This window comes from Kineothrix alysoides (genome assembly GCF_000732725.1).
GTDB lineage: Bacteria > Bacillota > Clostridia > Lachnospirales > Lachnospiraceae > Kineothrix > Kineothrix alysoides.
On the sequence record NZ_JPNB01000001.1, the window covers coordinates 1,884,451 to 1,899,623 of the forward strand.

Annotated in this window: 11 protein-coding genes and 2 pseudogenes; 4 read left to right on the forward strand and 9 right to left on the reverse strand. The window is 38.8% G+C overall.

Annotation, left to right across the window (positions count from 1 at the left end; genetic code table 11):
* Window positions 1-66: 66 nt before the first annotated feature.
* The 4 genes from CC90_RS0108965 to CC90_RS0108985 form a co-directional block, all read right to left on the reverse strand.
* Window positions 67-339: a hypothetical protein gene (locus tag CC90_RS0108965; RefSeq protein ID WP_031390444.1), complete on the reverse strand. Its 273-nt coding sequence runs from the start codon at window positions 337-339 to the stop codon at window positions 67-69.
* A gap of 231 nt (window positions 340-570) precedes the next feature.
* Entirely contained in the window at window positions 571-3,036 is a 2,466-nt protein-coding gene (locus CC90_RS0108970; RefSeq protein ID WP_031390445.1) for an ATP-dependent helicase, read from the reverse strand.
* Window positions 3,037-3,079: 43 nt separating this feature from the next.
* Window positions 3,080-3,835: a zinc ribbon domain-containing protein gene (locus CC90_RS0108975; RefSeq protein WP_031390446.1), complete on the reverse strand. Its 756-nt coding sequence runs from the start codon at window positions 3,833-3,835 to the stop codon at window positions 3,080-3,082.
* A 423-nt stretch (window positions 3,836-4,258) separates the two neighbouring features.
* Entirely contained in the window at window positions 4,259-5,587 is a 1,329-nt protein-coding gene (locus tag CC90_RS0108985) for an SPFH domain-containing protein (protein WP_031390448.1), read from the reverse strand.
* Between the two features lie 184 nt (window positions 5,588-5,771).
* Between CC90_RS0108985 and CC90_RS0108995 the strand changes: the two are divergent.
* The 4 genes and pseudogenes from CC90_RS0108995 to tnpC all read left to right on the forward strand — a co-directional run.
* Window positions 5,772-6,242 (forward strand): annotated as a pseudogene (locus CC90_RS0108995) (ABC transporter substrate-binding protein); the annotation flags it as partial.
* 556 nt (window positions 6,243-6,798) lie between these two features.
* A complete protein-coding gene (gene tnpA / locus CC90_RS23045) occupies window positions 6,799-7,173 on the forward strand; it encodes an IS66 family insertion sequence element accessory protein TnpA (protein WP_051869353.1) in 375 nt (124 codons plus the stop codon).
* A complete protein-coding gene (gene tnpB, locus CC90_RS22260; RefSeq protein WP_051869354.1) occupies window positions 7,167-7,454 on the forward strand; it encodes an IS66 family insertion sequence element accessory protein TnpB in 288 nt (95 codons plus the stop codon). The genes tnpA and tnpB overlap by 7 nt, the downstream gene beginning before the upstream one ends.
* Window positions 7,455-7,610: 156 nt before the next feature.
* Window positions 7,611-8,974 (forward strand): annotated as a pseudogene (gene tnpC, locus CC90_RS22265) (IS66 family transposase).
* Between the two features lie 319 nt (window positions 8,975-9,293).
* Here the strand turns inward: tnpC and rpiB are convergent.
* From rpiB to CC90_RS0109035, 5 genes are read right to left on the reverse strand one after another with little or no spacing between them, the layout of a single operon-like run.
* On the reverse strand, window positions 9,294-9,728 hold the full coding sequence (gene rpiB / locus CC90_RS0109015) for a ribose 5-phosphate isomerase B (RefSeq protein WP_031390451.1): 435 nt from the start codon (window positions 9,726-9,728) through the stop codon (window positions 9,294-9,296).
* 4 nt (window positions 9,729-9,732) lie between these two features.
* Complete coding sequence (locus tag CC90_RS0109020; protein ID WP_051869355.1) at window positions 9,733-10,428, reverse strand: ribulose-phosphate 3-epimerase; 696 nt, start codon at window positions 10,426-10,428, stop codon at window positions 9,733-9,735.
* Between the two features lie 20 nt (window positions 10,429-10,448).
* A complete protein-coding gene (locus tag CC90_RS0109025; RefSeq protein WP_031390453.1) occupies window positions 10,449-11,396 on the reverse strand; it encodes a serine hydrolase domain-containing protein in 948 nt (315 codons plus the stop codon).
* 11 nt (window positions 11,397-11,407) lie between these two features.
* Complete coding sequence (locus CC90_RS0109030; RefSeq protein ID WP_031390454.1) at window positions 11,408-12,637, reverse strand: hypothetical protein; 1,230 nt, start codon at window positions 12,635-12,637, stop codon at window positions 11,408-11,410.
* Window position 12,638: 1 nt separating this feature from the next.
* On the reverse strand, window positions 12,639-14,999 hold the full coding sequence (locus CC90_RS0109035) for a hypothetical protein (RefSeq protein WP_031390455.1): 2,361 nt from the start codon (window positions 14,997-14,999) through the stop codon (window positions 12,639-12,641).
* Between the last annotated feature and the right edge of the window lie 174 nt (window positions 15,000-15,173).

Here is a 15,173-nt window from a genome sequence, read left to right on the forward strand (position 1 = left end):
CGCACAAGTACATTCCGCCCTATTACCTATCATCTAAAATAACTGCCCTATGTGACACGGCCTGCACTACTTCTCCGCACCCTCATCAAAACCATCATCTTCATCTTCAAAAAAATCGTCGTCAAAGTCCTCATCGAAGTCATCTTCGAAATCCTCCAAATAATCCGGAGTAAAATAGCGGTATACCGCATAAGCAATCGCTGCAACAGCGGCAATAGCACCAATGATTGCAAATACCCAAAGAACAGTATTGCATTTCTTCTTCTCTTCTTTTCTTCCCAGAAGCTCGTTGATTCTGGACATATCAATATATTCTTCCAATTTACTTAATTTGTTCATAGCGCATACCTCTCTTTGCCTTTATTCGATTTATTGTTACCGTTTATAACTCAGTTTATGAATTATTTTCATGAATTATTTATTTGAATGACGGCAATACCAACTTTTGTATATTCCAAAAACTATCCTATTAATAATATAACACCAATTCCCATATTTTACTATAAGTTTTTCATTAAATTTAACTCAACATTGTAACCGCCCGATACCTTCAACGTTACCAATTCGCGATTACAACTTTTTTAATTTTGCAAAGGCTGCATACATGACCTTCTGCCCGACCTCATCAAAAACCACTGTCACCTGATAGTCGCGAGGCCCCTTCTCCATTTTGGCAACCGTACCTTCCCCGTATTTAATGTGACGTACTCTGTCGCCCACGCCGTAGCTTAACTCTCCCGCTTCCGGCGCTCCCTTCGATAAGCCGTTTACACCGCTCAAACTTCCGGCTCCTCCTCCCGCTATAAATGGTCTGTTTTCCGCCGGAGTACGCTTAGGCACCGCAATCGCTTTAGGCTTTGATTTGACAGGCTGTGCTGATACACCTTTGTCGAAAATCCTCTGGTAGCTTCCTGATGCTCCTTCTCTTGAAAAAACGGACTGTCCTGCTTCCGACCCCCTATAAGAAGCTTCCTTATCACTGCTTTTTTCTGCTGCTCCGACTCCATATTGAGACATATAACTCATGCCAAAGGGCTTTGCCTTGAAATGGCTGCGTTCGTAGGAGTCCTCCTCGTATTCCGTATAATCCCGGTTTCTGACAGACGGCAACTTGCCGTCTAACAGCTCCTCCGGTATCTCCTTTACGAAACGGCTGATAGGGTTATACTGTGTCTCTCCCCGAAGCATTCTCTGCCTTGCATAGGTAATCGTCAAATCCTCCTTCGCTCTCGTAATTCCTACGTAAGCGAGGCGTCTTTCTTCCTCGATGTCCTCGGGATTATCGGAAGTGATAGTCATATAACTTGGAAATACGCCATCCTCCATTCCTGCCAGATACACGTGAGGGAATTCCAGTCCCTTTGCACTGTGCAAGGTCATAAGAAGCACCCGGTTCCCGTCGTCCTCAATCCTGTCTATATCGGCAACCAATGCAACTTCCTCCAAGAATTCGCTCAGTTTCGGCTCCTCATGGGTATCCTGATAAGATACTATTTTGCTGAGCAGTTCATCGATATTGTTAATTCTATCCTCCGCATCCTCCTCGTCGGATTCCTCCAGCGCCTTCACATAGCCGGTAGTCTCGATGATATCCTTCATCAGCTCCTCCAGACTGTAATACTCCAATTTGCTGCGGAAGGTCTGTATCATTGTAACAAAAGGCGCAAGCTTTACGGCGCTCTTTCCTATCGTCATAATCTGATCCGCTTCCCTCAAGGCATCGTAGAAGCTGATATTCCTCATATCAGCATATTCCTGTACCCGCACGATCGTGGTAGCACCTATCCCCCTTTTAGGCACATTGATAATTCGTTTCACCGCAACGTCATCCCTGCCATTGTCGATGGTCTTTAAATAGGCCAGGATATCTTTTATTTCTCTTCTGGAGTAAAAATTCGTACCTCCCACCACATCATATGGAATCCCCTTCACTACGAAGCGCTCCTCCAGCATACGGGACTGCGCGTTGGTTCTGTAGAGAATAGCACATTCTCCATAAGAAGGCATTCCCTCTCTTTTTTTCTTTGCCACATCATCACAAATATATTCCGCCTCCTCAAAGGCGGTGTCAAATTGTTTGAAATGGATTCTGCTGCCTTCTCCCTTTCTCGTCCAAAGAGCCTTGTCCTTACGGCCGACGTTATTCTGAATAACCGCATTTGCTGCATCTAACACGTTCTGGGTGGAGCGGTAATTCTGTTCCAGTTTGATAACAGTGGCTTCCGCATACACCTTTTCAAAATCGAGTATATTTCGAATATTAGCGCCGCGGAACTTATAAATGGACTGATCATCGTCTCCCACCACACAAAGATTGCGGTATTTGTCCGCCAGCAGCCGGATAAGCTCGAACTGCGCCGTATTCGTATCCTGATACTCATCCACCATGATATAGCGGAAACGCTCCTGATAACTATCAAGCACCTCCGGACACGCCTTAAAAAGCTCTACGGTCTTTACGATCAAATCATCGAAATCAAGAGCATTATTCTTGCGGAGCACCGCCTGGTATTCATGATAAACACCGGCAATTTTCGCTTTATTGTAATCACCCATAGCCTGAAGCTGGTAATCGATAGGAGAAATCAACTCATCCTTTGCGGAAGAAATCGCGCTTAATAAAGTCCTTTCCTTTAACATCTTCGTATCTATTTGAAGACGCTTGCAAATATCCTTCATTACGGTTTTCTGATCGTCCGTATCGTATATGGTGAAATTATTATCAAAGCCCAATCTGTCTATGTATCTTCTAAGGATTCTTACACAGGTGGAGTGAAATGTGGATACCCATACTTGCTCTGCGCCATGACCAATAATGCTGTCGACGCGTTCCCTCATCTCTCCTGCCGCCTTATTGGTAAAAGTAATCGCCATGATATTCCATGGCTGCACCCCGAATTCATCGATTAAATATGCAATCCTATGGGTCAGCACCCTTGTTTTACCGCTTCCTGCTCCCGCAAGCAGCAAAACGGGGCCGTCCACCGTAAATACTCCCTGCTTCTGTTGTTCATTCAGTGTATCGTAAATACTCATGCTTCTCTATCCGTTTCCTTTCAATCGATGCGATAAAGACCTGTTACTGTACCTCTCTCACATCGCTAAATGTCCATACCTTAATGTTCAATTCCAATACCGGGGTACCGCAGTATTCACATACCTTAGCCCCAAGTCCTGAAATGGGGGCACCGCAGTTCGGACAGTTTAAGCCGAGCCCGAAGTCCCGCTCCTCTTCCACCAGATTTCTGTCCTGTATATAAATCAAATGAATATTGTATTTCGACTGCGTGAGTCTGCTCTTATTCCCCTTCGTTACCTTCCCGTCTCTGTCACTGTCATATCCGTAATACTGCACTGACGCCTGAAACGTAATAATGCAGCGTCCCTGCTTTTTCTGGTAGGCAGCTATTTCCGTCCGGTGGATTTCCACGCTTTCAAAATGCTCCCTGATTCCTGCTGCCCTGTTCATCTCGATTTCTGAGCGCAACTTATCCTTTAGTTCCTGATTACCGTCCTTTAAAAGCGATGCGTCCTCCTTGTCCTTTCCCATAAGATAAGATACAAGGACATTTTCTGCCCGCCCTTTCATTTCATCATATTTAAACTCCGGAAAATCTGCAGTGATCTTCGGCAAGTACAAGCTGGTCATTGCAGATACCGATTTCGGCGTAGAAGCATATTCCTCCTGCATCTTCTCGATGCCCTCAGTAACAGAATCCGTTCCCCATGCCAATCGACTGAAGGAACGCACCTTCTCCCTTATCGCACTCACCGCAAGAAATCCAATGAACAAAACTGCAAGAAGCAGCACTAAAATAACGATGACCGCAACCATTTCCTCACCCCCGTTTTCTCGTTTTAAACTATAAAAAGTACACAACGCAGACTCTTCCAAAGAAAGACAATACTTCTACGTTTTACCATAATAAGGGCTTTCCTATAATATATATATAGAAGAAAAGTGTGCTTCACACATTCTCTCTGCCAAGCGCTTTGGCTGCACAGCTTTTGTTCCGCGCGCGTAGCTGCGCATAATTACTTCTGTAATAGGGGCTCCTATTACAGAACAAAAGTGTGCTCCGTACATTCCCGCAGCCAAGCACTTTGGCAGCATAGCTTTTGTTCCGCGCGCGTAGCTGCGCATAAATTACTTCTGTAATAGGGGCTCCCTCCTATTACAGAAGTAAAGTCCTCTTGTAGATATCCGCTTACAAGAGGACTGTTTTTTCTTTATATTTTTTAAAGCAAAAGCCTTCCTCTACTGCCTTACATCGCCCTCATTAAAGGAATCTCCGCATTCCGGACAGAATTTAGGAGGATTCTTAGGGTCTTCCGGTTCCCATCCGCACTTGTCACATTTATACAAAGGTTCGCCTGCCGGCTTTTTCTGACCGCACTCGCTGCAGAATTTTCCTTTATTCACCGCGCCGCAGGCACATGCCCAGCCATCCACAGGCTTTGGAGTGCCGCATTCCGCACAGAACTTGCCCGTATTTCCGGCTCTTCCACAGGAACAGCTCCAACCCTCCTCGGTCTGCCTCGTCTGTACAGGAGCTGCTTCCTGACTGTGTTGCTGTCCTGCCATGCCGAATAAGGTGTTGGCGTTCATTCCACCAGCCATATTCGCCATGTTCATCCCGGCAAAAGCCATCATCGGCCCGGTGGATTCGTTGGATGCCGCCGCTTTCATCGCTTCCGCCTGCGCCCCCACCAAGGTGGCTGCCGCCATATCGGGAGTTCTGAGTACGGCAGACCTTTGAAGCTGCTTGATCATCTCCTCATCCTCTTCGGATGCCTTTACGGAGTTAACGCCGAAGGAAACGATAGAAATACCTCTTAACTCCGACCACTTCGCAGATAATACTTCATTCAAAGCGTCTGACAGCTCCATCGTATGAGCAGGCACGGCACTATAGCGGATTCCCATGTCGGAAATCTTAGCGAAGGCCGGCTGCAATGCGGTCATCAGCTCCGCCTTTAACTGGCTGTCGATCCTATCCCTCGTATAATCCTCCACCACGTTTCCCGTTACATTCGTGTAGAACAAAAGCGGATCCGTAATCTTGTAGGAATATTCCCCGTTACAGCGAATAGCAATATCCACATCCAGACCGATGTTGCGATCTACTACACGGAAGGGAACCGGACTCGCCGTACCGTATTTATTACCCATGATTTCCTTCGTATTGAAGAAATAAATTCTCTGATCCTTCGCTGTATCCCCGCCAAAGGTAAAACGCCTGCCTACGGTAGAGAAGGTACGGCCTATGTTTTCTCCAAAATCCCCGTAGAATAACGTCGGCTCAGTAGAAGTATCATATGTAAATTCTCCCGCTTCCGCACAGAACTCCACAACTTTTCCCTGATCCACGATAATCATGCACTGTCCTTCATTGACTGCTACAACGGAACCGTTGGTAATAATATTTTCCTCACCTTTTGTATTGCTGCTCTTTCCTCCGTTAATGCGCTTTTTTCCCTTGGTTACTAATACATCACCGCTAAGAGCGTCACAGTAAAAATATTCTCTCCACTGGTCTCCCATAGCCGTGCTCACAGCACTTGTAATAGATTTAATCAATCCCATATTCTACTTACCCTCCACACAGCCGAAACATTCCCCTCCGGCCGCTTCATATATTTGTATTTATAAAACATTATAACTATTTTAATGCCTATTGTCCAGCCAAACAAGTGCCGTCGGACAAACACATTTTCATTCCTCCTTCATACAATAAACCATCGATATTTTATGGAGGAATTATGAAAAAATGCTGAAACATACTTCTTTTTCTTTAACTCGCAAAGTCATTTCTCTCATTTTGTGCCTGCTGTTTCTGGTAAGCTGTATCACCGGATGTCAAAAATCAGGAAATAGTACAGTTCCCGGCAAAGATTTGACGAAGGTTACTTTAAACGAAGTGGCGCACTCGATTTTCTATGCTCCCATGTACGTGGCAATCGAGGAAGGCTACTTTGCCGATGAAGGCATCGATTTAGTTCTCGTTACTGGCTTTGGTGCAGACAAAACGATGACCGCCGTACTCACTGATGAGGCCGATATCGGCTTTATGGGAAGCGAAAGCACTATCTACACATATATCGGAGGCACGCAGGACTATGTGGTCAACTTCGCACAGCTCACCCAGCGCGCCGGAAATTTCCTCGTATCGAGGCAGCCTATCGATAATTTTTCATGGGATATGCTGACCGGCAAAAAGATACTTGGCGGAAGAGCCGGTGTTGTCATTATAAATATGTAAATATTGAGTATATAGTGATTGTTTGTAATTGGATTGATAGGGTGATTGCTGCGAAAGTTGCTGTTGTTGATCATAATGCCATTAATCCAAGATATGAAATAATGCCTGATTTCAGCCTTTAAAAAACAAAAAGCAACCGAAGTAAACCGGTTCTGATTGCCTTCCTGTTAGTTAACAGGATACCCACCTCTGGTTTAGGTCACTTTTGAAAAATGTAAAATTCTTAAAAACCCTAAATCAAGGTTTCTTGGATATTTTTTAGCAGTATCACAAACTAAACATATCTTGATTTTTCTATTTAGATATACATTTCCAACTATGTGACTTAAAGCGGGATTAAGGAATAATATAAACTGCTCTCCTAAATGAGATTTGTCTAAAAAACTTATAAGTTTTTAATTATGTAAAATTTGTTCTTTAATTGTAAGCGTCAAATATGTCGGTGTATATTTTTTCACTGCTAGTTGTGAGATAATGTCTCTAATTCTAAAAGTCTTAAAGAACTTAAGTGCCTTAAGGGATTGGAGATTTATCCATGGATCATTTAACCGTAGCAACTGATTCCCAGAAACTCAGCCTTTGGATCGGACGGATCTGGGAATGCAGGGCAAGCAATCAGAAAGTGTCTGATTGGTGTACTGCTCATGATGTCAGTATAAAGTCCTATTATTACTGGCTTCGCAAGATCAAGCGCGAAGCGTTTGATGCAATTCCTGCTGAAAGAAAACCTAAAGTTCCAATCGTTGCCTTAAAGCCCTCTATGTTTGCTGAAGTTGCGTATACAACTGCCAATTTCAGCTCATCAACTGCTGTCATCCTCAGACTTGGAAATACAACTCTGGAAATCCAGAATGCTGCGGATCAGGAAACAATCGAAAATATCCTTCGCACCATCAGGCACCTATGTTAGGCGATATTTCAAAGGCAGAACATATCTATCTTGCCTGCGGTTATACGGATATGCGCAAATCCATTGATGGCCTGTCCGCCATCGTACAGCAGAACTTCAGACTAGATCCTTTTTCCAACAGCCTGTTTTTGTTCTGTGGACACAAAGGTAACCGCATCAAAGCTCTCTTCTGGGAAGGTGATGGTTTTGTCTTACTTTATAAGAGGCTTGAGAATGGAACATTCCAGTGGCCAAGGACGCAGGCGCAGGTACGGCTGATTTCAGGGCAGGAGTTTCGGTGACTCATGGAAGGTCTGTCCATTCACCAGCCAAAAGCAGTGAAAAAATCCCACCCGGAAAGAATTATATAAAAGTCCTCCAAATGCCGTATTTACTGGATTTTACGGCACCTTTATGGTATAATTATGACAGTTAAAAAGCAAAGGGACAGTCATCAAATGGCGCATAACGATCAGATTAAAAATCTCGAAAACCGCATCGCTGCGTTGGAAAAAAGAAAACCTTCTTCTTCACGAAAAGGTCATTTTTCTGACCAGAAAGCTTTATGGCAGGACTACGGAGCAGACATTATCTCTGGGACTCGATGGACAGATGTCTCTTTTTGATGAAGCGAAAGTCTCTGCAAATCCGAAGGCTGCAGAACCGGACTTAAAAGACGTTGCCTCCTACCGCCGCCGGAAACATAAAGGGTAAAAGGAAGAACTGTTAAAGGATATCCCTCATGAAAAGAAACTCTGTACTCTTGCGGAAGCGGACCGTTTCTGCGAGGCTTGCGGCACTCCCCTTGTATCTGTTGGGGAAGAATTTGTCCGCACAGAGATTGAATTCATTCCTGCCAGCGTAAGTGTCATTGATTATTACCGTGAGACCTTTGAATGCAGAAAGTGCCGTAAAGAAGGAAAAGGAATGGGAAAACCTGGGAGTAGCCTTAAGCCGTGCAACGATGTCAAACTGGATCCTTACCAGTTACCGGGGCTGGCTTTCCCCGGTGGTTGGGCTTCTTCATAAAAAACTGTTAAAGCAGCAATACCTTCACATCGATGAAACGCCCGGACAGGTCATGAATGAACCGGACCGAAAGAATACAGCGGGTTCTTATATGTGGGTATACTGCTCCATCAAAGACTCCGGGCAGCCAGTCCGCCAGTTCGTTTATCAGCCAGGGCGGAGCGGAACATATCCCCAGGAATATCTGAAGGGATACCATGGATTCATTCATACCGATGCTTACAAAGGTTATGAAAAAGTATCCGGTATTACCCGGTGCATCTGCTTGACCCATCTACGCAGATACTTTGTGGAAGCACTTCCCAAAGATGTCGACAGCCCGGAAGCAACCATTCCAGCCCAGGCAGTCAGATATATCAACCAGCTTTTTGAGATTGAAAAAAACTGGAGATTCTATCCCCTGCAGGGCGGAAGGAACAGCGTTTGGTACAGGAAAAGCCTGTACTGGATGCCTTTTGGTCGTGGGTAAAAGAGACCTCACCGAAAGTACTTGCGGGTTCCAGACTGGGCAAAGCCTTTCAGTATGCGGATAACCAAAAAGATGGACTGACGAATTATCTTCTTGATGGCAACTGCAGCATATCAAACAATCTGGCTGTTCTCAGGAAGTCCCAAAGACGCAGAATCAAGTGCAGGTATCTATACTTTAATTGAAACGGCCAAAGCCAATGGACTCAATCCATGGAAGTACATAAAGTTCATTCTCAGTGATATTCACGGAACTTCATTTCTTGAATATCCAGAAGATCTGAAAGAATATATGCCATGGGATCCGATGATTCAAAAACTTTGACGTTAACAGACAGCCTTCCATTATAAACACGGCTGTCTGTTTTTCTATACACCAACTTATTTGACACTTACCTTTAATTAATAAACTATTTTTATTATATGAATTTAATAAATATATTGAAGTTGATGAAAATTATATATAAATAACAAGGACAGGGGAATGAAATCTTATACATAAAACATCCTGTAATATTGAAATTAAAAAATAGATTGTATGTGGCATAACGAATTTAAATCTAACGTTACCATACCTCCCCATATAAATAAATATTCTATTTTCTTACTTGATTATTTAAGTAAACTCGGAAAACTTATTAAAATTATTTTTTATAATTCTCTACTATATCTAATCGATTTTGATGACGACCATGCTCATATTCCCCTTCTAACCATATTTTAACAATCATTATAGCTAACTCACTACCTACAACTCGGGCCCCAAGAGATAAAATATTTGAGTTGTTATGTTGTCGCGATAATAAAGCAGAGTATGGTTCGCTACATACAGCACATCTAATTCCTCTAATTTTATTCGCCGCAATAGCCATTCCTATTCCCGTTCCACAAAATAATATTCCCCTTTCAGCATCTCCACGAACTATCATTTCCGCAACTTTAAAAGCATAGTTAGGATAGTCCCCCCGTTCTCCTTCATATGTTCCTATATCCATATAATCAATATTATTCCTCTCAAAGAAATCAATTATAACGAGTTTTAAAGAAAACCCTGCATGGTCACTTCCAAGTATAATCATATTATTACACCCCGTTCATACTTCTTATAAATTCATTTTTCATAGTTTCACACGCAATTATCAAGTCATTATGCTTACCAAACAAAGCAGCTTCACCTAAAACAAATGATTCTGCACCAGCATCATATAGCTTTTTGTAAGTAGAATTCTTAACTCCACCATCACACTGAATTATAAAATTACTATTTTGTTTTTCCTTTATTTCTCTTGCTATTTTTATCTTGTTTACCATAGTCTCTATCAATGGTTGTCCAACAAAACCTGCGTCTACCATTAACAAAGTTAGTATATCTATATCTCTCAAAAGAGGTACAATTGAACTAATAGGAGTTAATGGGCACAAAGCAATTCCAACTTTTCTTCCTTTAGATTGGATATCATTTATTAATCTAAAGGCACGCTTTGTAATAGATTCTGCATGAAGAATTATTGTATCCGCGCCATTATCAAGTAATATATTAATAAACTTTTCTGGCTGCTCTACCATTAAATGTACTTCTATCGTAAGATTTGTTACCTTTCGTACAGATTTAACAAATGAAGGAGATAGATGAATAGAATCACAAAAATGTCCATCCATGATATCAATATGTAAAATATCAAAATACGTGTTTAATATCTCTATTTGACCTTTCACTTCGAGCAAATCCATACACATTAGTGATGGCGAAAAAAACACTTTTTTATCAATATAACTCACCAATCTCCCTCCTTTTTTTATTATTTAAATAAACCTAAACAATCAGACACCGGTTGCGTATCTGATTGATATCCTGTCGTGGTGATTACAATCTCTTTTTGGGGAATAATTATTAAATATTGTCCATCTGTTCCATCACAATAATACGTTCCGTCTTCACAAATCCACAAGTTTAATCCGTAGGACCATTTAGGGAAAGATCTTTCTGCAATGTATCTATGCGTTGGATGAGCCACTTGCGGTGTTCGCATTTTTTCTATCCATTCTTTAGAAACAATATGTTTACCATCATAAACACCATTATTGTAAATAAGTAAACCAATTTTATGCAAATCTTTGTTTAATAGTTTAAGTCCCGTGCACCCAGCTGTATACTTGCCAAATTTTTTCCAAGTATAATCTTCAATATTAAGTTTTGAAAAAATATATTTATCAACAAAGTATTCTGCACTCTCACCAAGATACTCTGTAATCAAAGTTGATATAATAAATGTTCCTGCATTAGAATATACAAAATGTGAACCAATTCTTTCTGTAATCGGATAGTTGACAACGTAATTAACTAAATTATCTTCATCTTGCATTTTTACATCTGCACTAAACATAATTCCTTTACCATGTCCTAAGGTAATTCTAAAAAGATCAATTAACCTTATTTGATTCCACTTTTCTTCCTGTTCAGGATGTGATATCTTTGCATATTGTGACACAAATTGCCAGATAGGTGTTTCAAGACCTATTTTTATATTACCAAAATATAAACCTTCTTCAATAGCTGCTCCTACTGCAAGGCAGAGTATAGGCTTTGCAATAGACCTAATATCAACTTTTTCTTCTTCTTTAAAAAAATGCTGATAATGCTCTCCACCACATGAAATGATTAAACTAACCATATCAAGATGTTTACCATTCTTATCTAGCATATTATTCATCTCATTGACTACTTTGTTAAAAAGTTCCTTTTTCATAATAATTCCTCCTATCGATAATTGGGATTTGGATGTGGGTAATATGTCCTTCGAGTACCCGGCTTTCGCTCTGTGTTGTCACAATAATACCAAAAGCCATCTGGTGGGAAGTAATTAGGTGGTAGTCTATAAGTATATATAGAATTAACATAGTCTCTAACATATCTCTGAATTTGTTTTACATCTAAGTTATATTCTTTAGCCACTACATTAATAATCGGTGAGATAAGATATTCTCCAAGTTTAAAATCATACATATATGATGCCCTAATATCATAAAAATATAAACTTCTATCAAAGCAACATTGTGGATAGCTCTCCCAATTCGTATTTAAACCTAAAAATTCTGCCAATGGAATATCCTTATCAACCGAATCCATGTCTTTAACCACCATTCTAACTATATTATAATTTTCATCTACTTCAAAAAGGCAGTTTTGTCCATGACATTCAATATGAAATCCACAATTAAGCACAATATTCCAGTAACAATCAACAATAATTGTCAAAATTCTCCTTAAATATACCAGTGGGTCATAGCCTCCCAGTCTAATAAATTGAATGATTAATGGATTCTTTATCTCATTATCTTTTTCATAAAATAAAGAAAACCCTGGAATAAGTTGGACTTTCTTTTTGATATAAGGATACGGGGTTTTTTCTCTAAATATTACTCCCCATTCATAAATATCATTTCCTACCGGAAGCATGGTAACTTTTGCCGAAGGCTCGAGTTGCATTGACATAGTATTAGGAAAGCCACCTTTATCAAAAACTCTTTTTAACGTCTGGCTTGATTCACAACTTGCAAGACAATGTTTTTTTGAGAGTTGTCTATCTACGCGACCAATCCTTGATACATCATATGTAAGTTTTAGATATCCCGAAGGATATCTATTCCACACAAACATTGTCCGTCCTCCAGATGTCGGAGAAACTTCAAATTCAGAATTTCTCAAGATTCTATTGGACATATTTAAAATGCGTGATAAAACTGAATCTGGGTGCGCAAAGTTATGTTTATTTGACCAAAACTCTGGTAATTCTTCCCCCAATATATATGATTCTAGATCACTATCGTCAAAATAAAAAATAGGAAACTGACTTTTTCCAGTAAAAGGATTTGTTTCTTCTGAGGTTTTATTCACTTCTGTAAACCCACTAGGCGAACCACTATTCATATATCTTTCCATAAAAATATAAGAATCATTCAAATCTGTAAAGAATTTCCTTGCATCCATTTTACGCCTCCTTCACATCATTTTTTTCGTTCCTAAAAATCTTATCTTTTACATATCCATAAATACCCATAAATATTAATCCAAGTACTACTCCAATGAATCCAAAAATAAATTCAGAACGCCAATTACTGAATAATTCTTTAATTACTTCAGGGTGGTCTGTAAGGCCTATACCAACTAATATCATCATAAATCCAAGAATTAATAGGGTAACAAAAGAAGAAAAAAATAATAACTTATATACTTTTTTACGCGCCATTGTACTGTTAAGAATATTTATCAATTTGTTCTTTTCCTGGAGATTCTCTCTTATTATTTGTTCTCTTTTCTGAATCTCTTCTAATGAACATTGCAGCGCATCAGTATTATTAATTATATTTATTTGGTTTAAAATCTGATTACTCTTTATATTCACATAATTAAAAAAATCATTTGCAGAAAAATTGTTAATTTTATCATATAATCCTAAAGCATATATAGATTTAACAGTAGCATTGATATCATTTTCCCAATTATATTCAATCTTATTATATTTAATAAATATAAATTCAATTGCATTTAAAATGCTTTCATTAACAATTTCTATTTGATGACCAAGTGCTTTGTCATCCAATGTAATAATTTGAAATAACCACAAGACTACTTCTCCTGTTTCACTTGTATTTCTCCATGATCCGTCGGTATTTTGCTTAAGTAATAGAACATCGATAATTTCCTTAATTATTTCTTGTGATGAATTTTCCGGAAGATAATTACTCTTTTTTAATTGTGTTGTCAACCAAATAATTTGGCATAACAAGACATTACTACAATAATTATAATTTGCGGATCTGTATGCTGAGATTACTAATAAAGCCATTTTATTTATTTCAGATTTATTAGCATCATTATCCACGCATCCAATTACATACAATGTTCTAAGTATATATACTTTATCTTGATTGGAAATATCAGCTCCAAATAATAAATTATATATCCAATCTTTCACAGCATCATACACGTGTTGTATAGGATATTGTTTATATATTTCTTGTTCAGACTCTTTATTCGGCAGAAAAATAAAATATAAAATTTCTAACATCATACACGTAGCATTTACTACGCAATCATAACTATTAATTAAGACATTGTTTTTAGTAAAGTGCTTTGATAATTCCTCGTAAATGTATGGTAAGTATTGGATGTAATCAATATTTAATTCATTCATCATAAGTAGTGTGTAATTAAACGTCCAGATACTTCTTCCCCAAAGTTCTGGAAAAAATTTACGCGCAAGCCAGTTTGCCACCTCATCAACCATAGTATTAATAGATGTTGCATTTGAATAATGATGACAAACTAAACCTTGCATCGTTTCAACTAGATGATAAACTGTTAATGCATTTTCTGATTCTACCGATTTATGCCAAAAATTACTTACCTCTTGAACCTCATAATCTGGTGAGAAAACAAATATATTATGAGGTAATTCAAGCAACATTTTATCATTAATATCTTCATAAACTCTAAATGGAATTTTTACTGTTTTTGCTCTTAATATGTATGAAGACATGATGTTGTTTGTTTTTCCATTACTTTTTCTAACGAATGCAAACTGTGTGATTCCTTCAGTAATATAAACAAGTATATTTTCAATTAATTCATCATGTGATGCCCAATCAAGTGCCATTGTAGTTACAACAACTCGTTCTGATAAATTTCCTGAACGTAATAATAGTTTCCGATGTTTTTCAGGAGCATCAATTAATTCGGGTGGAATTTCATTTTGCAATATTTCATCTGCCAATAAAGTTATATATTGAGAGCCATCCACTGGAACAATGTGCGAGCGATATTTATGTACCATAAAAGAATTATGTATGCAATGATATTCAATTAATTGATTTGTGATTTTTGTTGGATATGATAAAATTGGATCTTCACATGCTATAGTTGCCACCCCTTCAGCCGAAGATTTTTCTGTTCTATCATAAATATAAATATCATACTTGTCAGGCAAAAAACCAATACTCTTAAATATATTTCCGCTTTTTATACTAAGTTTTTTTTGTGATGAAACAAAAACTCCCTTACCACTATTAATGAAAGTTTCGGTTATAGATTTGTTCCTTAACAATATATTATATAAATCTAAAGAATTTGTCGCATTAGTTGCAATGAACAAACTATCGAAGGTTAACAAAAATAATTCATCTTCAACTTTAAAAAGACGTTTTATATTATACTTATCAAAAACAACAAAACTATAATACTCTTTTTTATTATCGCCTAGTGTAACTGGTTTTTCTAGCACAGCTAAAGAATCCGCAAAAGCAGAATGTGCCACTTCATTTTCATTTATAATGATAGCAACCCGAAACATGGTTTATCCCCCTCTCCATGAATAAATATTATAAACTTCTGATTTTGAAATTGAATTTGATTAACCTTATAAATTTTTCAATTGCTAGAATAATTGTCCCCAACGTAACTATTATCTCAATTAGTGTACGTATTTTATACCACATAAATATCGCTCCTCATTAAATGTTAATTA